Annotated in this window: 25 protein-coding genes and 1 tRNA gene; 8 read left to right on the top strand and 18 right to left on the bottom strand. The window is 46.5% G+C overall.

Annotation, left to right across the window (positions count from 1 at the left end; all coding sequences use genetic code 11):
- Window positions 1-217 precede the first annotated feature (217 nt).
- Window positions 218-805, bottom strand: a complete 588-nt coding sequence (locus Q0101_RS08620; RefSeq protein ID WP_297944415.1) for a UPF0323 family lipoprotein — start codon at window positions 803-805, stop codon at window positions 218-220.
- Complete coding sequence (locus tag Q0101_RS08615; RefSeq protein ID WP_297944412.1) at window positions 802-1,437, bottom strand: helix-turn-helix domain-containing protein; 636 nt, start codon at window positions 1,435-1,437, stop codon at window positions 802-804. The genes Q0101_RS08620 and Q0101_RS08615 overlap by 4 nt, the downstream gene beginning before the upstream one ends.
- A gap of 277 nt (window positions 1,438-1,714) precedes the next feature.
- Here Q0101_RS08615 and Q0101_RS08610 point away from each other — a divergent pair, with 277 nt between their 5' ends.
- Complete coding sequence (locus tag Q0101_RS08610; protein ID WP_297944409.1) at window positions 1,715-2,338, top strand: TetR/AcrR family transcriptional regulator; 624 nt, start codon at window positions 1,715-1,717, stop codon at window positions 2,336-2,338.
- Between the two features lie 335 nt (window positions 2,339-2,673).
- A complete protein-coding gene (locus Q0101_RS08605; RefSeq protein ID WP_297944406.1) occupies window positions 2,674-4,014 on the top strand; it encodes an FAD-dependent oxidoreductase in 1,341 nt (446 codons plus the stop codon).
- A gap of 303 nt (window positions 4,015-4,317) precedes the next feature.
- On the opposite strand, the gene Q0101_RS08600 is transcribed toward Q0101_RS08605, so the two are convergent.
- From Q0101_RS08600 to Q0101_RS08530, 15 genes are all read right to left on the bottom strand, one after another.
- Window positions 4,318-4,686, bottom strand: coding sequence for a hypothetical protein (locus Q0101_RS08600; RefSeq protein WP_297944404.1), 369 nt, complete (start codon window positions 4,684-4,686; stop codon window positions 4,318-4,320).
- A 35-nt stretch (window positions 4,687-4,721) separates the two neighbouring features.
- Window positions 4,722-5,204 (bottom strand): hypothetical protein, encoded by a 483-nt coding sequence (locus tag Q0101_RS08595; protein ID WP_297944401.1) that lies wholly within the window; start codon window positions 5,202-5,204, stop codon window positions 4,722-4,724.
- A gap of 30 nt (window positions 5,205-5,234) precedes the next feature.
- Window positions 5,235-5,555, bottom strand: coding sequence for a hypothetical protein (locus Q0101_RS08590; protein WP_297944398.1), 321 nt, complete (start codon window positions 5,553-5,555; stop codon window positions 5,235-5,237).
- Window positions 5,556-5,688: 133 nt separating this feature from the next.
- Window positions 5,689-6,198 carry a hypothetical protein gene (locus tag Q0101_RS08585; protein WP_297944395.1) on the bottom strand — a complete coding sequence of 170 codons (510 nt, stop codon included), beginning with the start codon at window positions 6,196-6,198 and terminating at the stop codon, window positions 5,689-5,691.
- A gap of 13 nt (window positions 6,199-6,211) precedes the next feature.
- Window positions 6,212-6,619, bottom strand: coding sequence for a hypothetical protein (locus Q0101_RS08580; RefSeq protein WP_297944392.1), 408 nt, complete (start codon window positions 6,617-6,619; stop codon window positions 6,212-6,214).
- A 1-nt stretch (window position 6,620) separates the two neighbouring features.
- Window positions 6,621-7,052, bottom strand: coding sequence for a hypothetical protein (locus Q0101_RS08575; RefSeq protein ID WP_297944389.1), 432 nt, complete (start codon window positions 7,050-7,052; stop codon window positions 6,621-6,623).
- A gap of 33 nt (window positions 7,053-7,085) precedes the next feature.
- Window positions 7,086-7,490 carry a hypothetical protein gene (locus Q0101_RS08570; protein ID WP_297944385.1) on the bottom strand — a complete coding sequence of 135 codons (405 nt, stop codon included), beginning with the start codon at window positions 7,488-7,490 and terminating at the stop codon, window positions 7,086-7,088.
- Window positions 7,491-7,593: 103 nt separating this feature from the next.
- Window positions 7,594-7,914 carry a hypothetical protein gene (locus tag Q0101_RS08565; RefSeq protein WP_297944382.1) on the bottom strand — a complete coding sequence of 107 codons (321 nt, stop codon included), beginning with the start codon at window positions 7,912-7,914 and terminating at the stop codon, window positions 7,594-7,596.
- A 31-nt stretch (window positions 7,915-7,945) separates the two neighbouring features.
- Window positions 7,946-8,215 carry a hypothetical protein gene (locus Q0101_RS08560; RefSeq protein WP_297944380.1) on the bottom strand — a complete coding sequence of 90 codons (270 nt, stop codon included), beginning with the start codon at window positions 8,213-8,215 and terminating at the stop codon, window positions 7,946-7,948.
- Window positions 8,216-8,404: 189 nt separating this feature from the next.
- A tRNA-Val gene (locus Q0101_RS08555) sits at window positions 8,405-8,480 on the bottom strand.
- A 356-nt stretch (window positions 8,481-8,836) separates the two neighbouring features.
- Window positions 8,837-9,781 carry a DUF3137 domain-containing protein gene (locus tag Q0101_RS08550; RefSeq protein WP_297944377.1) on the bottom strand — a complete coding sequence of 315 codons (945 nt, stop codon included), beginning with the start codon at window positions 9,779-9,781 and terminating at the stop codon, window positions 8,837-8,839.
- 80 nt (window positions 9,782-9,861) lie between these two features.
- Window positions 9,862-10,962, bottom strand: a complete 1,101-nt coding sequence (dxr, locus tag Q0101_RS08545; protein WP_297944374.1) for a 1-deoxy-D-xylulose-5-phosphate reductoisomerase — start codon at window positions 10,960-10,962, stop codon at window positions 9,862-9,864.
- A complete protein-coding gene (locus Q0101_RS08540) occupies window positions 10,956-11,720 on the bottom strand; it encodes a phosphatidate cytidylyltransferase (protein WP_005872778.1) in 765 nt (254 codons plus the stop codon). Before Q0101_RS08540 ends, dxr begins: the two co-directional genes overlap by 7 nt.
- A 49-nt stretch (window positions 11,721-11,769) precedes the next feature.
- Window positions 11,770-13,092 (bottom strand): NFACT RNA binding domain-containing protein, encoded by a 1,323-nt coding sequence (locus tag Q0101_RS08535; RefSeq protein ID WP_297944371.1) that lies wholly within the window; start codon window positions 13,090-13,092, stop codon window positions 11,770-11,772.
- 5 nt (window positions 13,093-13,097) lie between these two features.
- The gene (locus Q0101_RS08530) at window positions 13,098-13,622 is read right to left on the bottom strand and encodes a nitroreductase family protein (protein WP_297944368.1); all 525 of its coding nucleotides are present in this window, start codon (window positions 13,620-13,622) and stop codon (window positions 13,098-13,100) included.
- Window positions 13,623-13,719: 97 nt separating this feature from the next.
- Here Q0101_RS08530 and Q0101_RS08525 point away from each other — a divergent pair, with 97 nt between their 5' ends.
- Entirely contained in the window at window positions 13,720-14,985 is a 1,266-nt protein-coding gene (locus Q0101_RS08525) for a 3-isopropylmalate dehydratase large subunit (protein WP_297944367.1), read from the top strand.
- Between the two features lie 554 nt (window positions 14,986-15,539).
- Here Q0101_RS08525 and ilvD read toward each other — a convergent pair.
- On the bottom strand, window positions 15,540-17,213 hold the full coding sequence (ilvD, locus tag Q0101_RS08520; protein ID WP_297944364.1) for a dihydroxy-acid dehydratase: 1,674 nt from the start codon (window positions 17,211-17,213) through the stop codon (window positions 15,540-15,542).
- A gap of 191 nt (window positions 17,214-17,404) precedes the next feature.
- On the opposite strand from ilvD, the gene Q0101_RS08515 reads away from it, so the two are divergent.
- The 5 genes from Q0101_RS08515 to Q0101_RS08495 all read left to right on the top strand — a co-directional run bounded on the left by Q0101_RS08515 (window position 17,405) and on the right by Q0101_RS08495 (window position 20,479).
- Entirely contained in the window at window positions 17,405-18,364 is a 960-nt protein-coding gene (locus Q0101_RS08515) for an ABC transporter substrate-binding protein (protein ID WP_297944361.1), read from the top strand.
- Window positions 18,358-19,155, top strand: a complete 798-nt coding sequence (locus tag Q0101_RS08510) for an ABC transporter permease (RefSeq protein WP_297944359.1) — start codon at window positions 18,358-18,360, stop codon at window positions 19,153-19,155. Before Q0101_RS08515 ends, Q0101_RS08510 begins: the two co-directional genes overlap by 7 nt.
- Window positions 19,155-19,844: an ATP-binding cassette domain-containing protein gene (locus tag Q0101_RS08505; RefSeq protein WP_297944356.1), complete on the top strand. Its 690-nt coding sequence runs from the start codon at window positions 19,155-19,157 to the stop codon at window positions 19,842-19,844. Before Q0101_RS08510 ends, Q0101_RS08505 begins: the two co-directional genes overlap by 1 nt.
- Window positions 19,845-19,951: 107 nt before the next feature.
- The gene (locus Q0101_RS08500; RefSeq protein WP_297944353.1) at window positions 19,952-20,125 is read left to right on the top strand and encodes a hypothetical protein; all 174 of its coding nucleotides are present in this window, start codon (window positions 19,952-19,954) and stop codon (window positions 20,123-20,125) included.
- A 156-nt stretch (window positions 20,126-20,281) separates the two neighbouring features.
- Window positions 20,282-20,479: a hypothetical protein gene (locus tag Q0101_RS08495; RefSeq protein ID WP_297944351.1), complete on the top strand. Its 198-nt coding sequence runs from the start codon at window positions 20,282-20,284 to the stop codon at window positions 20,477-20,479.
- Window positions 20,480-20,506 lie beyond the last annotated feature (27 nt).

Raw genomic sequence — 20,506 nt, 5'->3', positions numbered from 1 at the left:
CACCATAAAATTTTTTCTAGCGATAACGTAGCCGTAGGACATTGTCCCCCGAGCGATACGGAATTTCGTCGTATCAAATTTCACCAAAGACGTGCAACACGGAGCGCGCTTTCGTTTTAGCTAAAATTCTGCTGCGACGGAATTTTGCTCGCTTTCAAGTGCCGCGTGTTAAAATTTAAACTCGCCGCGCAGAGCCGCCGTATGTTTCAAAGCGTGCTTAGCCGCCGAAAAATCCGCCGCTCTTGCCGCTTTTGCTTCCGCCGAAAAATCCGCTTCTGCCGCTTCGCGCCTTGGCGTTTTGCTGCTTTGCTTGATTGAAGCTATCGACGCTTCTGGAGTAGGCGCTCGGGCTTTTATAGGCGGTTTGGCGCTGGCTTTGATAGGCGGGGTTGTTAAACAGCTTGCCGCCGATCCACGAGCCGATGATGGCTCCCGCAGCGCTTGCCAAGATCGCTTCGCCCAGGCTCATGCCGCCGCTGCTAAGCTGCGCGTTTTGGTTCGTCAAATTTGAAGTGCCGGCGTCGATTTTGGCGTTTTCTTCGGCTAGAAGGGCTTTGGTTTCCTCGTCGCTTAAAATTCTCTCCGTGCCGTCGAGCGATTTTAAGATGATCTGGGTCTTTTCGCTCGGAAATTCCTCTAAAATTTTATATTTTCCCGGCGCGACCTCTTCGAGCCGCACGAGCGCGCCCTCTTGCAAGCGGACGTTTTGCTCCTGCTCCTTATCGTCGCAGCCCGCTAGCGAGCCCGTCATAACGAGGCCGAAGCCGCTTACCAGCGCATAGCTAGCGATTTTGCGTAGTTTCATTTAGATCCTTTCAGTGATTTTATATCTAGGCTTTGATTTATCAAAAGCTCGTTTCCCTCGACGCGGATAAACTCGCTCTTGCCGATGTTTTCGATGATTAAGCTTTGCGCTTTGAGGCGCTTTTTGCGTTTGAGCGATTTTACGAATTTTGCAAGGCTCGTCCATTCGCTGCGATCAAAAGTTTTTTCTTTGATTTCGACATCATAGGGTTTGACCTCGCGACTTTTGTTCGAAAGCAGCGGTTTGTCGAAAAACGACAAAAAATACCTGAGCTTCTCATCGCGCTCTTTATACATCAGCTTGATTTCATCTTTCGAGGCGATTAAAATTTCCTCTTTTTCTTTGTGAAGTCTGTCCTTATCGCTTTGTAGTGCTTCGATTTTGCCCTTTAGTTCGGAGATTTCTTTGATGAGATAGTCGATGAAGCTTTGAGTGCCAGCTGTGCCACTAGTACGCGAGCTTTTCGCAGAGCTTTGCGAAGCGGGCTCGCTTTGCATTTCATCATCTAAAAGCACGTAGCGTACGCCGCCGCTTTCCTCGGCGCGCAAGGAATTTCTGCGGATACGGTTATAGACGGCTTCTTTTGAAATTCCTAAAATTTCGGCTGCTTCGCCGATCGAGACTTTTTTCATACAAAGATGCCTTTTAGCGTTTTAGGTAATTATTGCTAAATTTGCCTAAAATAGGCATTAAACGCTTCGTTTACAAAGATAGATTCCGCTTTATCGCAGCTGGCGCGCGATAAATTCCGCTCGCTTGCGCCCGCTAGATATAAAATTTCGCTTCGCTTGCAAAGCCGCGCAAAATTATTTTTTGCTGAGCTTTTAGAATTTTAGCCCAATAATGTTGCTTAATTAAGTATATTTTTTATACACTTACAAAAAATTTTAGTATTTCAAAGGAGGCGAAATGCCCGAATCGCCTAAATATAAAAAATCCGAAATTCGCTGCAAGCTCATTTTAGACGCGGCGCTGGAGCTGTTTTTAGCCAAAGGTTACGAGGCTACGAGCTTAAGCGATATCATCGAGCTTAGCGGCGGCTCGCTATCGTCGGTTTATAAGTATTTTGATAACAAAGAAAGCCTATTTTTGCGCATCATCGAATTGCAAAGCAAAAAGCTCGATGAGCGCATGAACGAGCGCATGCGAATTAATAAAGACCTAAAATTGCGTGAGTATCTGCAGGAGTTTGCAGGGATTTATCTGGAGTTTCTTTTCGCTCCGGAAGCGATAAAATTCTACCGACTGATGCTTTTCAGCGGCTTTAACGGAGCGCTTAGCGAGAGCCCAAAAATCTTTTTAAAAAGCGGCGTGCTAGGTTCGCCGAATGCGCTGGATGAGTATTTGGCGGCGCATGAGGACGAGTTTGCGCCCGGACGCACGGCAAAAAGCCTAGCGCTATATTTTTGCTTTTTGCTTAGAGAGCCGCATTTTAGCAGGCTGCTGTTTTTCGACGAAAAGCTAAATTTCAAAGCGAGCGAGCTAATCAAAGACCGCATCGATATGTTTTTGCTCGGCGTAAAAAAGCGCTAATGGCGGAATTTTACAGCGCAAATTCCGCGTTTTTCGCACCTTTAAATTTTATGAGCGGTTTGGGACTTGGATTTTGTAGCTTGGATTCTATCCGTTACCAAGCGCTATAAAATGCCACGTATCCCGCACTTAAAATTTTAATTCTATTGATGCAAAATTTTTGAAACGATTAGAGCTGAAATTTTTATTTTCTGTATTAAATTCTGTGCCGAAGTTAAAATTTCGTCGTGGAATTTCGCGCCGCTTGCCTGCGCCTTTAAATTTGCGCCACTCAGATTTTAAATTTAATAAAACCTCTTATAATCCCGCGAAATTTCAGATCAAAAGGATTAAAAATGGATTATGATATCATCGTAATAGGCTTTGGCAAAGCAGGCAAAACCCTTGCCGCAAAATCCGCCGCGCTAGGTAAAAAGGTCGCTCTCATCGAGCGCTCGCCGCAAATGTACGGCGGCACCTGCATCAACGTAGGCTGCATCCCGACCAAGCGACTAGTTACGGCGAGCAAGGAAGCTGGCTTCGTAAATTTCAGCGTGCTCGGAGAGTATTTCGTGCTGAGCATGCAGAAAAAGGACGAGCTCGTAGAGGCGCTGAGGGCGAAAAATTTAGCCATGCTAAAGGGAAGCCCAAATATCGATGTAATCGATGGCGAGGGCTCATTTACGAGCGCGAATTCCGTGCGCGTGCTAAGTCCTGACGGACAAACACGTGAAATTTCGGCAGAAACGATCGTCGTAAATACGGGCTCGAGGGAGGTCGAGCCTAGCTTTGAGGTAAGCTCGCAGATCGCTTATAGTAGCGAAGAAATTTTAAATTTAAAGATCCTGCCGAAGCATCTAGTAATCATCGGCGGCGGATTTATCGGGCTTGAGTTTGCTTCGATGTTTGCGGGATTCGGCTCGAAAGTAAGCGTGCTGATGCGCTCGAAATTTATGAAAAACGAGGATGAGGACGTGGCTGCCAGCGCCAAATCCGCTCTGCAGGCCCAAGGCGTGGAGATTATCGAAGGCTGCGAGTTTTTGAGCTTAAAGGGCGGGGAGCTAAAATTTAACCTCGCGGGCGAGAGCGAAACGATCGTGGCGGATGCGTTTTTATACGCCCTCGGTCGTCGCGCAAATACGGGCGAGCTAAATTTAGCCGCTGCTGGGGTGCAGACGGACGTATACGGCAATATCATCACGAACGAACATCTGCAAAGCTCGGCCGCGAGCATCTACGCGGCAGGCGACGTGCGCGGCGGCGAGATGTTTACCTACACGAGCTTAGACGATTTTAGGATCATTTTTAGCGCGCTTTTCGGAGACGGCGCGCGCACTACGAAAAACCGCGCACCGCATGCAAGCGTGCTGTTTACCCGCACGCCGCTAGCTCGCATCGGCCTTAGCGAGCGCAAAGCAAGAGCGAGCGGACGCGAGATCAAGGTGTTGAAGCTTTCGATGGCGGCGGTGCCGGGCGCCAAGGTCGTAGCGCATGACGAGGGAATGATGAAAGCGGTCGTGGACGCGGCTAGCGGCGAAATTTTAGGTGCGGCGCTTCACTGCGTAAACGCGCACGAGATCGTTAATGAGCTGGCGATCGCCATGGCGCTGGGCGCGAAGGCGGACTTTTTCAAAAACCAAATTTTTACGCACCCGAGCATCAGCGAGGCGCTGAACGATCTTTTCGGACAGTTTTAAATTTGAAATTTAACGCACTCGGACTTAGGGATATCCGAGTGCCTAAACGTAAATTTATCATAAAATTTAATGCGCCGGAGCGGGTTAAATTTGGAGCGAACTTAATTAAATTTAAGCCCATTCCCTCCACCTTTTGCTTGGTCGCTAGGACTTGACCTGTATTATCTGTCATTCGTTTGTAAATTATTTTTTGGCTTGGATATCTTGGAATTGTTTATAAACGAGCCGTGCGCAAAACTATGCGCTAGTGCTTGCTCGTATGCATTAATCGTTTGTTATTCAGAATTTCACAATTTAATACCTTTATTTATCCTCAAATATCAAATAGGCTAAATTTCTACTCAAATTCCCATACGCAACTACCCAGTATTCTCTTATGATATTTTTAATTTGTAAGTTATCGCCCAGAAAGTCTGCAAATATTTTAACCCTATCTTTGCTCACTGTGCCTAGCTCTTCATCCTCTTTCTCAAACGAAGCAACAATTAAATGCGACAGAGCAATCTTGTCTTGGAAATTTAATGTCTTGTTTTCTAGTAGATTTATCATTGACGTAATTTTGCCGATATCTGCTAATTCTAGCTCCCAATCCTGCTCATTTCCCGTAGAATCTAACCCCAAAAGCTTATTTAATTTTATAGCGCTTTCTTTTCTTACGAAATAATCGGTCATTTTATTATCCTTTATAGATGTTTTTGCCGCGATACTCAGCTGACCGCGCTATCTAGCAGTTTCCTAGAATTTTGCAAAGCCCATACGAAATTTTCGAGCTCTACGCAGTCTTTTAATTCAAATCCAAAATTTAACAAACCTACCGATAGGGCGTCGCCATCTTTTATGACATGCGCTATTAGATTGCCTTTATGTTCTATACTCACTTTATTCTCATATCTTGTAAATTTAAAGATATTTTTCGAACATCTTCCGTTTCTTTTTGAAAATTTCTCAAATTGCTCCGTAAAATTCGGTGTTTGATTTCCATCTTTTAGCCATAATCCCCCAGCATATAGCGCCCATATAAGCTCGTAAAAATTGATATTATGCCGAGTCTCGGTAGCAGCGACCAAAAGCTTATTCGTTTCATGGTTGATCTCTATTAAAGCCTCTCTGCCCATATGCCAGATCTCGGCTACTACTTTTTCTCTATCCGGCACGGAGGCAATTAAAAATTCAAATTCATTTTTTATCATATTAAAATCCTATTTTTTGTTTTTTACTACCTAATTTAATTTAAATGCTCTATCGTTCGAGCCTAAATCGTATTTATTCCATTCTTTTATGACGTCTCGCGCCTTTTCTACTACGATATGCCAATTTGGATCCTCTATAATGGCGCGATCATCGGTTTCGTCTTTGGCTTGATAATTTTTTATAGTATCTCTAAATTCTTGCAATAATTCTATAAGTTTTAGTGGGAATCCTAAACGACAAGCCGTATTTTTTACAAAATCGTCGAAATCAAAATCATCAAAAAGTGTACACATTAGCTCTATATACGATGAAATATAGCCCTCTACGTTGTTCTCATTCAGCCAATACATTTTTTGCTACTTTATGCTAGAAGCCTCCTCGATATTATCATAAATACTCTTTACGCGGAATTCCTGCCCTTCTAAATTAAGCATCTATTTTCTCCATAAATTTTGTATTAAATTATTTTGTCTAAATCAAATTTTATTCATTTCCAATCTTAATCTCCGCAAGCGTTAATTTCGCTAAAGGATTGATAAACTTAGTGATACAATATTTATTATCGCATGTAATTACGCTTTGGCGTCCATCTACCTTCATTGCATTAGAGCAATTCGGGCACATTACATAGCCTTCGCCCAAATCAACGCCAATCGAAAAATTTAGCCCTCTCTGTTCTTTCAAAAATCTAAAAAATTCCTCTTTTGAAATTTTGATATTAGAAAATAATCGAAAAATTTCTTCTGTCTTTTGCCTTATCTCGCCTTCTTTAAAAAATATGTTAGGAGCCTTTTTAAAATCTTCATCAAACTCAGAAAATCTACCCGCCATCATATCCAATTCTTTTAATGCCTGCTCTTCCGCTTTATTGGTTACACAATATTGCGATTCCAAATCATACATCTTATAAAATTCATCGCAAAACAGCTCTATATCGCACCAATCGGATAGAAATCCAGCTATTAAATAATACAATTCTTCATTTTGCTGCATATTTCACCTTATTTTAAATTTTATCGCTATTTTTATCATTTACGCCTTTTAGAATTTCATGCAATAGCTCGCTTTCGGCGGCATTTTTCTCATCTAATATTGATACGCCCATAGTTGTTGGAGTAATCTTGGATAAAAATAGATTTACAAGCTCCGTTTTTTCATCGATTCCGTATGACAATGTAACTATATCCAATAAATCGTGCCGCTCTATAAAGCTATCAAAGATATCTTCTAATTGCGACGCTTTCTCTGCGTAGAAGAATATCCACTTGACGCCTATAAGAAAATCCGTTGCGATATTACTAAAGATATCTATCTTATCCATAAAGTGCGATCCGATAAGCAAATATATATCCGAGCTGCTTTTAGACAAAGAGTTAAGCTCACAAATAGAGCCGATATTTTTATAATTTATCATTTTATTTCTCGCTCCCTTGTTTTTTTATCATCTTTAGCCACTCTTTTTCAAATTTAAAATATCTTTCAAGCTTTTTATTCTTTTCTATTTGATTCCACTTTTCTATCTCGGCATAATCTTGCAGCGCGCCTCCGCATTTAGGGCAAACCCTCCTATCTTTAACGTCCAAGAAATTATAAAATTTAAGACACCCTTTGCAGCGCATAAATTTAGGATAATATTTTATGCTTTTTTCAGGGCGAAATGCGAGATATAAAAAGAAAGCGCACGCCGCAAAGCATAAAGTTCCAATTATTATACGCAGATATATACTATCAAATTTTACTGATGCCATAAAGCCGGGTTTTATATCAACTCTCCCCAATAAAGCGGCTGCCAGTCTCCATGCGAAAAAAGCGAAAAAGCCGATCAGCGCAAAAAGTCTATTTAGCATTTTTATATATTCCTCGTATAACAAATCAAAATTTCATCGCTTTTTAAATTTACGCTTTTTGATCTTCGGAACTTTAGCGCTTTGATCGGAGGCGTTTCTTCGCCAGTAGTCGCCGTCATTATACTCCGTAAGCTTTTTGCCGCAGTCCGGGCAAATTTGATCCGTATTTTTGACATCCTCGTACATGTAAAATTTAAAGCAGTCCTTACACCACATATATTTCGGGTATCTTTTTATGTTCTTTTCAGAGCGGAAGGCAAAATAAAAGCCAGAAATACCTATGACTATAAATGCGATTGCAGGTAATATCCACAAACTACCCGCATCATCAAAATTAATATATTTCTCGCCTATCTTTACATGTTTATGTACCGCAAAATTTATAAGATATAAGAAGCACATTATGCCTGTCAAAAAAGCGGCAATTCTATCTAGCATTTTGCTGCTCCTTTTCGTTATGATCTGCTTTGCTCATCGTGTTTTGCGCCATACCGTATGATCTTAAATTTTATATTTTTATCCGTGCTGTCATACGCAAATTTCATTCCGTAATGAACTGCCTATAAGGATCCGGTACCGTCGGATATTTAGAAAATAGCAATGGCATATATTTGTAAATATCTACCATAACGATCTCTTGATACACATTATCTAGCCGCCAATCTATTTTGTCGTAGTGCTTGTTTTCATCATGCATATCTTCTATAAGAAGATCGCCATTTTTTATACCAAAATTTATAATTAGATCGAGCTCCTCTAGCGTGTATTCCCAATCTATATGGAAAAATTTAAATACTACGGATATGATCCCGTCTCCTTCGATTGCGGAGGATAATAACTCTACAATGTGTTTTTCTCTCATTGTCGCCTTCCTTTAGCATAAAAATTTATCTTTATCGCTCGGTATCTTTTTGGTTTATAAGTTCTGACGAGCCTTCCTCAAGCGAATTATACTCATCCAGATGTATATGCGAATGTTTCGGCACGGAATCTTGCGCTAAAGTAAGCAGATGCCTGGCAAGAGATATAAGCCCGCTTTTATTCGCCCTTATAGTAACTTCGTTTTCGAGAGTATTGACGGAGATCGCGAAGTCCTTTTCCCATTGTAGCTGCAGTCCCTTTTCTGCGCAATAGTCTAATGTTTTTATAACATACTGTTCCATATATCGCCGATACTCCTTTTTAAATTTAATCGGTTGGCGAATGAATTTACCTCATCGATCGGCTAATCGATCTCGTAGTATTTTGGAAAAATTATATCTAAAATAAAAATGAAAGGGGTTGGAATAACTAAATTTAAGACAGGTGCTGTGCGCGAAAATGAAGTGATTAAAACTTAAAAATAGCTTAAATGGTGGTCCCGATTGGACTTGAACCAACGACTTCCACCATGTCAAGGTGACACTCTACCAACTGAGTTACGGGGCCAAAAAGAAACGGCAGTATATCAAAAAAATCTCTCAATAGCAAGCAAATTTTAATTTTTCGTAAAATTCCGCCGAAATTCTATACAAGATTTCGCCGCGACATCAAATCCCGTCGAAATTCTACGCGAAATTTCACGATTTTGCCGCAATCCCGCGCGGAATTTTATCCTATTACTAAAATTTCGCAATCCCGCGCGGAATTTTATCGCGCTTGCGCGGCGCTCGCGTGTTTTGCCTCAGCAGCCTATTCTGCTCCGCTTTGTTTTATCTAGTCGCTTTTCCCCGCCCCGCCTCGTTTCATCTACTTGCCTTGCCCTGTCTTATTTCGCCCGCTTGCCTCGCTCCGCCTTGCGCCCGTTAAGACGTCCAAATTTTTTCATTCAGCTTTAGAATTTTTACGATTTGTAGCATCGCGTCCAGATCGATTTGTATCTTGCTCGCGAGCTTGTCGCCTCGTATCGGCTTACTTAGATCGGGCTCAAAGCTATCGTATAGACGAGGTATTTTTATATAAATTTTGTTTTTTCTGAAGCTAAGTTCAATGTATGATTTCGTAAGCACTTTTAAAAATAAAATTTTCTCCATCAGCGCCGGCGTTAGCACATACGCAGCGGCGAGCGGGTCTTTCGCATAGACCGCGAAGGATTTGTCGAATTTTGCGTTATCCATCTTGCGAAGCCACGCATTGCTTTCGGAGGCGAAGGTTTGCAGCTTCGTTATGCTGGGGAGAATAAAAACATCAGATCCGATCTTTTTATGAAAATCCGCCACGAAAAAAAGACCCTGGAACGGTTCAATGTATTTCTTTTTAGACGCCAAAACCAAAAATTTTTTATCGAAGTCTTTTGATAGCCAAATATCGCCGAAGCTAAAATCTACGCCGTCTATGTTTCCGAATATCAAATCATCTCCGCCAAAGTTCGCGTATTCTCCAAAAAGCCCGCTATGCTCAATATCTTGTTCCAAAGCTATGGCACCGAATCTGTTGTATTTGTATCCTAGATTTTCGACGTAGGGTGCTATGTAGAGGGCTTTGTATTGTAGCGCGAATTCTCGCGTTTTGACTTTATAGGTTTTTTCGTAAAAGAACCTATATGCAAAGTACAGCATTATTAGATCAAATAAAATTTCCGATAGCAGCTCAAAAGATATTTTCTCTCCGCGGACCTTGTATATCATCAAACAAATCAGCGGGATAAATATCGCACAGGCTTTAAGCAGGCTTATTATTTTCCATTTTATGCGGCTTTGCAGCAGCTTGCGGCGCTCTTTTTCCAAATTTACGATAGTTTGTACGTCCAACAATTTTCGATCCTAAATTTCACTGCTTGCGGCAAGATAGCTCAAATTTAAACTCTAAATTTAAGCAGGCAAAGCTAGGCTTAAAGCTCCCCGTTAAATTTCAGCAGCTCGTTTGCATACGCTCGCACGCTCGCATCCACCGCCGTAAGCGCGTCCGCGTCCGTTACGCTAGGCGAGTTAAATTTCTCCGCGCACTTCAGCACGACGCGCGCAATGTCGGTAAAGCGGCACCGCTGCTGCAAAAACGCATTTACGCCCGCTTCGTTCGCGGCGTTGATAACGACGCCCAGATCGGGGTTTGCTAGCAGCACGTCTTTGAGGGTAAAAATTTGAAATTTCATCTCGTCGATCGGCTTAAATTCTATCGGTCGCAGGGCGCACAGATCCACGGGCGCTGTGATCTGTTCCCGTACGTCGCCGCTAAACATCGCGTGTGCGATAGCTAGACGCATATCGGCCCTGCTAATGTGCGCCGTCGTAGAGCCGTCTGCGAATTCGACCAGCGCGTGGATCTGTGAGGTGCGCTCGATGAGCGCATCGATCTCGCGCGTGCCGTAGAGCCAAAACGCCTCGATCACCTCAAAAAGCTTATTCGCCATCGTGGCGCTGTCGATCGTGATCTTTGCGCCCATCTTCCAGTTGGGGTGATTGAGGGCATTTTGCGGCGTGAGCGAGCCCAGCTGCGTTAGCGGCACGTCGTAAAACGCGCCGCCGCTAGCCGTGATGATTAGGCGCAAAACGGGGATTTTGGCATTGCTGAGCAAAAATTTCAGCCCGAAATGCTCGCTGTCGATCGGGTAAATTTTATCCGTTTGCAGAAATTTCCCGCCGACGACCAGGCTTTCTTTGTTGGCTAGACAGAGCCTTTTGCCGAGCTCTTGGGTTTTTAGGCTAGGCATCATACCCGCAAAGCCTACGAGAGCGTTTACCACGGTCGTGCTTTTGCACTCCGCAAGCATCTGTAAAATTCCATCTGCGCCGCAAAATACGCGCTCGTGATCTACTGCGCTTTTCTGCTGCGCGTCCGCGATGCAGACGAGACGAGGATGAAATTTTGCGATCTGTTCGTTTAAAAGCTTGATATTGCGTCCGCAGCTAAGCGCTTCAATCATACTGCCGCTGCGAGCGGCTACGTCTAGGGTGTTTGTGCCGATAGAGCCCGTAGAGCCTAAAACTACCATGAATAGACTATCGCCATCGCGATTGCGCCGAACATATAGCCGTCGATGCGGTCTAAGATCCCGCCGTGTCCGGGAAAGAGCGCGCCGCTGTCTTTAAGACCCGCCGCGCGTTTTAGGTAGCTTTCAAACAGATCGCCGAATACGCCAAAAATTGCTATGATGATGGTTTTTCCTAAAATTTCAAGCGGTGGCATATTGGTAAAGATGCGCGCATAAATGAGGCTAACGATAAGCGCGAGTGCAAGACCGCCTAGCACGCCTTCTACGGTTTTATTCGGCGAGCTAGCGCTTAGCGGAGTTTTGCCGAAAGCTCTACCGATAAAATACGCGCCGCTATCGCTAGCTACGATAATAAAGATCAGCCAAACGAAGTGAAAAACTTCCCCGAAATCATCGTAAGCCGCCCACATAAAAAATATCGGCGCAACGGGATAGATGAAAGGAAGCGTGATCTTTAGGCTAGGACCCTTGGTAAAGGCCACGACAGAGGCGACGCATAGGATCATTAGGATGCTAACTTTTAGCGCTGAGACGAAAGGCTCATCGGTCTGCGTAAATGGTAGCAGCGCAAAAAACGCGATCGCCAGCGCGAGCCACTTTTTGCTAGTTTCCTCTAAACCCCATAACTTGAGGCTTTCAAAAAACGCAAGCACAAGTATCAGCGCAAATACGGCGAAATTTAACCACCTAGCGTTTATGAGAATTAGAGCCAAAAATACGGCGAGTAAAATGCTTGCCGTGATTATTCTTTGCTTCATAGAATTTCCTTGGAATTTATTTTGAGCAATTATATCGCAAGCTCGCTTATTACGGCTTTAAAACGCTGATTGTTTTAAAATTTACGTAGTTTACGAAAGCACCTTCGTTGATTTTGACATTTTGGCGTTTGGTGTAATCGACGAGATATTTTCCGCTGTCACTTGCACTGAAGCTCACACAAATTTTAGCGGCGAATTCGATTACCCCTTCGCTTAGACTTTGTTTATTTGTCTTTACGATGACATGTGCGCTTGGAATGTCCTTAAGATGAAACCAATAGTCGGACTTGGAGCTATTTTTTAGTAAGAGCTCATTGCCTTTTTCGTTTTTACCGACGCTGATTTTAAAATCCCCTAGATAAAAGTTCGCTACGTATTCGCTATTTTTTTCCTTGCTTTTTTGCCTAGTTTGCGTGCGCTTAGGCATTAGAATTTCGATCTCGTGTGCGTCCTGTGCGGCAAGAATGAGCGATTTTAAATTCTCGTAAAACGCGAGTTTCTCCTTTAAATTTTGCTCTTCGATATGTATATTTGCAGCCTTTTGGCGCAGACGCTTTGCCTCGGAGTAAAGCTCGCCCAAAGCGGCGCTTGCAGGCTTTTGCAGTTTAAATTCTACCGCTTCGGCGCCTCCTTTTTGCAGCGTAAATTCTCGCGCGCTAGTTGGAATTTTATAGATATTTTCTTTTAGCAAGGCAGCTTTTGCACTTAAAAGCTCGGCGCTTCGAAGTAGTTCGGCGCTGCTTTGCAAAGAGCCTAAAGCCTTGCGCACCGAGTCTAGCTTTTTATTTAGCGCCGTGATTTTTGCGGATTTGAGCGAGTTTAAGCGATCCGTATTTAGCGCGTTAAATTCCGCGCGAAAAAATGCTCTAAAGTCCGAAATTTTTGGCACGGGGGCTTCTTTAATATTTGCAGGCGGCAGATGACGGAGTTTTCTGCCTACCTTGATCTGTCTAAATTCCGTTTCGAAGTGCCGCAGTGCCTCTAAAATCACATCGTTTTCATCGGTGATTATTACGTTGGTAAATCGCCCGGTAAATTCGAAGTAGATATTTGAGCTTTGGGTTTTGTAGCTTGCGTTTTGGCTCACGCCAAGGCATAGAATTCTATTATTTTCTGGTACGCTAACGGAAGTGATGCGAGATTTTACGAAGCGCTTGGCAAGTAGCACATCAAAGGGCGCTGCGTAAACCTTACCTTCGGTAAAAGCGTCATTTTCGTGGATATTGCAGCCTGATTTATTCATATCGAAAAACAGCGTCTCGTCGCCGTCGAAGCAAACTTTAAAAAGGTTATCTCCTACGCGTTTAATGTGCGAAAGGAAGCGTTTGGCGCGTAGATACTCGCAAATTTGAATTAAATTTTGATACTTCATACGCGTTAAAATTTCTCTTTGTGGATTTTGCTTAAATTTAGCTTCTGCAGATCGTGCGGGCTAGGGCGCTGCTGCGGCACGCCGAGGGCCAGTATCGCTTCTGCTTTGAAATTTGGCGGAAAGCCCAGCGCCTCGCGCAAAAACTCCTCGCTGCTGCGTCCGTCCGCGGCGGCGCGCAATCTTACCTGCACCCAGCAGCTGCCGAGATTTAGCGCGCTTGCGGCAAGGTGCATGTAGCCTAGCGCTACCGAGCAGTCCTCGATCCAGACGTCCTGCTTCTGCTCATCTGCGATCACGACGATCGCGGCCGCGGCCTGTTTTAGCATATTCGCTCCGCTGCTGCGACATCCGCTTAGCCGCTCAAGCATCCGTTTGTTGCGTACGAGGATGAACTCCCACGGGCGGCGTGCATGCCCCGACGGCGCAAGCAGGCCCGCTTTTAAAATTTTATCTAGCGCCTCGTCCTCAAGCGGCCCCTGTGCGTATTTTCTTACGCTTCTGCGGTTTGCAAAAATATCTAAAATTTCCATCGTCTCGCTCCTTGCGGCTCAATTATACATAAAATTGCAAAAATTTATGATTTTTTAGCTAAAATCGCGCAAATTTAACCGATATGAAGGAGATTTTATGAAGCAGACGATCACGGAGAAAATTTTTAGCGAGCACGTAGGTGAGGCGGTTTTTGCGGGACAGATCATCGAAAGCGCCATTGATATGGTTATCGGCAACGACATCACGACGCCGATTTCGATCAAGCAGTTCGAGCTTAGCGGCGCAAAAAAGCTCGCCAACCCGGACGGCTTTGCGATCGTGATGGATCACTATATCCCTACGAAGGATATTTTAAGCGCAAACCAAGCTAAAATTTCACGCGAGTTTGCTTACAAGCACGATTTGAAAAACTATTTCGACGAAAAAGATATGGGTATCGAGCACGCGCTGATGCCTGAAAAAGGGCTCGTAGTGCCCGGCGACGTCATCATCGGCGCGGATAGCCACACCTGTACCCACGGCGCGCTGGGGGCATTTGCGACCGGTATGGGCAGCACGGATCTAGCTTTTGCGATGATAACGGGCAGGAACTGGTTTAAAGTACCGCCTACGATTAAAGTAATTTTTCACGGCAAGCCCGCGCCGCATATCTACGGCAAGGATCTGATCCTGGAAGTAATCCACCTCATCGGCGTGGACGGCGCGCGCTATAAGGCTTTGGAGTTCTGCGGCGACGCGCTGGAGCATCTGGATATGGATAGCAGATTTTCGCTTTGCAATATGGCAATCGAAGCGGGCGGCAAAAGTGGTATCGTCGCAGTCGATGAGATCACGAAGGAATTTTTGGCGGATAAAAGCTTGCGCGCCGAGCCGAAATTTCACTACTCCGACGAGGGCGCGAACTATGAGCAAATTTTACAGATCGATGTGAGTAAGCTTGATCCGGTGATCGCATATCCGTTCCTGCCTAGCAACGGCAAGAGCGTGCGCGAAGCGGTGCGCGATGATATCGCCGTCGATCAGGTCTTTATCGGCAGCTGCACCAACGGCAGGCTCTCCGATCTGCGGATTGCCGCGCAAATTTTAAAAGGTCGCAAGGTCGCGCGCAAAACCCGCCTCATAATCACGCCTGCGACGCAAAAGATCGCTTTGGCCGCGCAAAAAGAGGGGCTGTGGGATATTTTCGTAGAAGCGGGCGCAGTCGTGAGCAACCCGACCTGCGGCGCGTGCCTGGGCGGATATATGGGGATTTTGGGTGTGGGCGAGCGCTGCGTAAGCACGACCAATCGAAATTTCGTCGGCCGCATGGGCGATAGAACGAGCGAAGTGTATCTAGCAAACTCCGCCGTCGCCGCAGCTAGTGCCGTTGCAGGCAAGATCGCCGATCCGAGGGATTTGTAAATTTTTAGTAAGCCGCCTTTTATTTTTAATTCGCTTGCGTCATAAATTTTGAGGGATAAAATACAAAATTCGATAGCGTCGCAAAGCTTGGCGAGTATAAAAAATGGTGAGGATGGCCGGCTTTGTTGTTGGAATTTTGCGGCGAAATTTCACCTCGCCATCTACAAATTTCTCCATTATAAATTCCGCTTTCACCCACCGCGAGGCTTTGTTATTAAAACCTTGCGGATTTTAAATGCCACTATCGGTGCAATCACGTAAATTTTGAAATTCTACTTGGCAGAGTTTTACTTTAACAAGTGCGTTAGAGTAAAATTTATGCTTAAAAAATGCCGACGTGCAGAGTTTAAATTTAGGTTTCCGCTTCGCTCGGCTTGTTTGTGTAATAAGTAAAATTTCAAATAGATATCCCATTGGCGCTTACATTGATAAGTACCAAGCGTTCGCCTAGGTTAAATTTTAAAATTTAGAGCCGAAAGCCTACGCGTAAATTTAACAAAACCGCCGTAAATTTTGCTCAAATTTACGGCGGTATGTTTAAAATTTAAGGCGCCCTACGCCTCCAAAATCGCTCCGTTGCTAGCGTTCGTTACCAGCTTGCGATACATTCGCAGCCAGCGATACGGCAGTGGTTTTTCAATCGGCTTAAATTTAGCTCTGCGTTCAGCGATTTGCTCTTCGCTTAGGCGCACGTTGATCGCGTACGTATCCACGTCGATGTCGATGACGTCGCCGTCCTCTAGCAGCCCGATCATGCCGCCCTCGGCAGCTTCGGGGCTCACGTGTCCGACGCTTAGCCCCCTCGTAGCGCCGCTAAATCTGCCGTCCGTGATCAGCGCCACGTCCGCGCCGAGCCCTCGCCCCATGATTAGGCTTGTAGGGCTTAGCATCTCCTGCATACCCGGGCCTCCGCGCGGCCCCTCGTAGCGGATGACGACCACGTCGCCTTTGTTTACCTTGCCGCTTGAGATCCCCTCTATCGCCTCGTCTTGGCTGTTAAAGCAGACCGCCTTGCCGCTAAATTTGCGCTCGCCGATGATGCCCGCGGTCTTGATGACGCAGCCCTGCTCGGCTAAATTTCCAAACAAAATCGCCAGTCCTCCGACCTGCGAGTAGGCATTTTCGACCTTGCGGATGACTGATTCGTCTTTTATGGCGCTAGCTCCGACGCGCTCGCCTAGGCTCTCGCCCGTGACGGTCGGTGCACCTAGGTCCAGCAGGCCGTTGTCGCGGCGTGAAATTTCGTTTATCACGGCGCTTAGGCCGCCCGCGCGGTCGATGTCCTCCATATGCACGTTTGGTAGGCTCGGGCTGATTTTGGCGATATGCGCGATCTTGCAGCTGATCTCGTTGAGCCCTGCGATCTGTAAATTTACCCCCGCTTCGCGCGCGATAGCCAGGATGTGCAGCACGGTGTTGCTGCTGCCGCCCATCGCCATATCGACTACGAGGGCGTTTTGGATCGATTTTTCGTTCACGATGTTGCGGATTTTGTATTTTTCATCGAGCGCGATCTCGCAGATGCGACGTCCAGCCTGCCTGATAAGCTCCTCACGCTCAGGCGTGAGCGCAGGCACGGTACCGTTGCCTTTTAGCGCGATACCCATCGCTTCGCACAGCGTATTCATCGAGTTTGCCGTAAACATCCCCGAGCAGCTGCCGCCGCTTGGACAGGCGGCGCACTCGATCTCTTTTAGCTCCTCGGCGCTGATCTCTTTGGTTTCAAATTTCCCCACCGCCTCAAACGCCGTAGACAGGTCGATCGGATCGCCTTTTTTGGTGTAGCCCTTTTTCATCGGACCGCCGCTAACGAAAACCGTCGGTACGTTCACGCGAAGCGCGCCCATCACCATGCCTGGCACGATTTTATCGCAGTTTGGCATGCAGACCAGAGCGTCTAGCTGATGAGCGTTCATTACCGTTTCGATCGAGTTTGCGATGAGCTCGCGGCTAGGCAGGCTGTAAAGCATCCCAGCATGCCCCATCGCGATGCCGTCGTCCACGCCGATGCAGTTAAACTCAAACGGCACGCAGCCGTTTTTGCGGATCTCGTCTTTTAAAATTTCGGAGTATTTGTTGAGGAAAAAGTGCCCCGGGATGATCTCGATGAAGCTGTTTGCTACGCCGATGAAGGGCTTTTCAAAATCCTCGTCCTTTAGCCCCGTCGCTCTTAGCAAGCTTCTGTGCGGCGCGCGCGTATAGCCTTTTTTGATGATGTCGCTTCTCATTTTATGTCCTTGGATTGAAATTTTCTCCATTTTAGCATAAAATTTTATCGCTGCGGACGTTTTAAATTTTAGCGCATTAAAATTTAAAGCCGACTATTGAGCTTAATCAAACCGAATCACTCCTGTTTTTGATATAATTGCACATCGATTATCAAAATCTTGCCGTTTGGCAGGAATGAAAAGAGGAGAATATGCAAAGAAGAAATTTCTTAAAACTAACGTCCGCGTTGGCGGCTAGCGGGCTTGCTAGCCCTCTTTTTGCAAAGGAGACTTTTACTATTTACGGCGCGCCCGCGATGCCTAGCCTCATCATCGGCGTTGCGTGCATGCAGGGTCAGATCGGCAAAAAATACGACGCCAAGCTCGAGCTTTGGCGCGATCCCGATCAGCTGCGCGCAGGCGTGGCAAACGGCGAGTACAAGGTCATGATGAGCCCTAGCAACGTGGGGGTGAACCTCGCAAATCAGGGTCGCAAGATCGGCATGGTAAATATCCTCACCGAGGGGCTAAATTTCGTGATGAGTAAGGGCGATAAGATAACGGAATTTGAGCAGCTGAAGGGCAAAAAGATCGTAATGCCTTTTAAAAACGATATGCTAGACATCATCGTGCGAGCCATAGCGAAAAAGCAGGGCATTAGCGGGCTAAATATCGATTACACCGCCAGCCCCGCAGAGAGCGCGCAGCTGTTTTTGGCCAAAGACTACGACGTCGCGATCACGGTCGAGCCGCTAGCAAGCGCCATGATCTTAAAGGGCAAAGTATCTGGTATCGCCGTGCAACGAGGAGCAAATTTAAGCGATATGTGGGCGCAGGCGTTTTCGGTAAAGCCCATAATCCTGCAAGCGGGCATCATCGCAGATACCGATTTTTACGCCGCTAAAAAGGCGGATTTTGAAATTTTAAACGCCGATTTGGCAGACGCGCTTGCGTGGATCAAAGCAAACAAACAAAGCGCCGCGGCGATCGGGACGAATTTCTTTCCTGCGCCGCCGCCTGCGATATTTATGAGCATCGATACGTCGAATTTATGTGTTAAAAAACCTAGCGAGATCAAGGACGAGCTTTTGAAATTTTATGAAATTTTAATGGAATTTAACCCTAAGCTCATCGGCGGCGCAATGCCTAAGGACGAGTTTTTTCTATGCTAAAAATCGATAAAATTCGCAAAGCTCAAAACCCGGCGTTTTACGTCATAGACTATCTGTGGGGCGGCTTTGCGAGCCTAGGGGCGGTGTGCTTTTTCATAGCCGCCTGGCAGGTGGCGAGCGAGGCCTACGGGCCGCTTATTCTCCCAGAACCCGCGGCTGTTTTTTCTAAGGCGTGCGAAATTTTAAAAAATTTCGCCGCAAACGATCTAGCCTTGTCGCTTAAGCGCGCGCTTGCGGGCACCTTTCTCGCGCTTTTTGCAGGGATTTGCAGCGGGCTTGCGGCCGGGTATTTCAAAAGCCTGCGAGCCTTTTTAAACCCGCTAATTACCGTACTTCTCTCGACGCCGCCCATCGTTTGGATCGTGCTTGCGATATTTTGGTTTCATTTCGGCGATACGAGCGTGCTTTTTACCGTCGTTATCGTCGTCGCGCCGATGACTTTTGCGTCCGCGGCGCAGGCGATGGCTAGCGTGAGCGCCGAATACACCGAGCTTTTCGACAGCTACAAAAGCCCAATTTTAAAAAAACTGCGCTACCTCTACGCGCCGCACCTAATCGAGCGGCTGCTCCCTGCGATCTACGTCGCGGTCAGCAACGGCGCGAAGGTGCTTGTGATGGCGGAGCTTTTGGGCGCGAACGACGGCATCGGCGCAAAGATCGCCGAAGCGCGCGTCAATATCGATACGGTCGAGGTCATGGCCTACGTGTGCCTGGTCATAGCCTTTACGGCGCTTTTCGATTATCTCGTGACCAAGCCGCTTCAAATTTTACTGATGCCTTGGAGCAGATGATGCTAAAAATTTCAAATCTGCGCTATGAAATTCTACGCGACGTTATAATTTCCGATTTTTCGCTGCAGCTGCACGCGGGCGAAGTAAAGACGCTTTTTGGCCCTAGCGGTTGCGGTAAGACCTCGCTTTTGCGGCTGGTCTGCGGGTTGGAGGATAAAAAAAGCGGGCAGATCGAAAACGGCTTTAAAAAAATTAGCTTTTTGTTTCAAGAAAACCGCCTGCTGCCGAACCTCACGGCGCTTAAAAATATCGAAATTTTTAGCCCCGCCGGCGTGAACGAAATTTACGCCCTCGCCGCAAAGATCGGGCTAAGCCCGAGCGATCTGAATAAATTCCCACGAGAGCTAAGCGGCGGAATGCAAAAGCGCACGGCATTTTTGCGCACGATCCTTAGCGGCTGCGATCTGGCGCTGCTTGATGAGCCGTTTGTAGGGCTCGATCGCGATCTGCGCGGCGTGCTGATCGAAATTTTGGTCTCAAAGATCGAGCGTGAGGGGCTTGCCTGCCTTTTAGTGACCCACGACCGCTTCGAAGCCGCACGCCTAAGCCACGAGATCATCGAGCTCGAGCCCAAAGGAATGAGGCTTAGGCGCGTCGTGAGCCTAGATGAGCCGCTAAGCGCGCGCGACGAGCAGTACGAAGAGCGCGTGGTAAACGAGCAGTTTGGGGGAGTGAGCTATTATGAGTAGAAATTTTATCTTTAATGCGCGCAAACAGGGAGGTTCCGCACGAAATTTGAACTTACGTTGCGGCCCGGGCGCAAGTAAGCTCCGCTTTGGCGCGCATCGCGATCCAGATGCGTGCAGATACAGTCTACTGGGCGCTAGATGCGACGACCTCAGCGCACGCAGGAACGAGCTCTTACGGGGCGGCAGATGTTACGATGTCGGTGCGGGCGGACGCGAGCTCTTGCAGGACGCTGGGCGCCGTGGTTTTATCGCACCAAAATACAAACTATGCAGCCGCGTGAACTGCGATTATAGCGAGAGTATGCTCTTGAACGGCGCAGCGCACTGCGATTTTGCAGCGCAAAATTCGGCGCTATTGCGTGGCAATACGTACCGCGGCTCTAGAGTGAGTACTTACTTACGGTGTAGCTCTATCGTGGATGCTTGCTTACGGCGCGTTGACGCAAACCAAAATACCCGCTCACGCCGCGACTCTAGTGCGAGTGTCAGCTTGCGACGCAGCTCTAGTGCGAGCGATCGGCTACGGCGCCTATCCGACCGCTCCGCTCGTGCCGCCTGCCTGCATTGCAGATTTGGTGCGAACCCAGACGCCCATCTGCGTTGTGGATTTGGCGCAGATTATTTTAAAAATTTAGACGGAATTTCTACGCGAAATTTTAAAA

The organism is uncultured Campylobacter sp. (genome assembly GCF_937921625.1).
Taxonomy (GTDB): Bacteria; Campylobacterota; Campylobacteria; order Campylobacterales; family Campylobacteraceae; genus Campylobacter_B.
The sequence above is the reverse complement of the archived record's forward strand: the minus strand, read 5'-3'. Positions and strand labels throughout refer to the sequence as shown.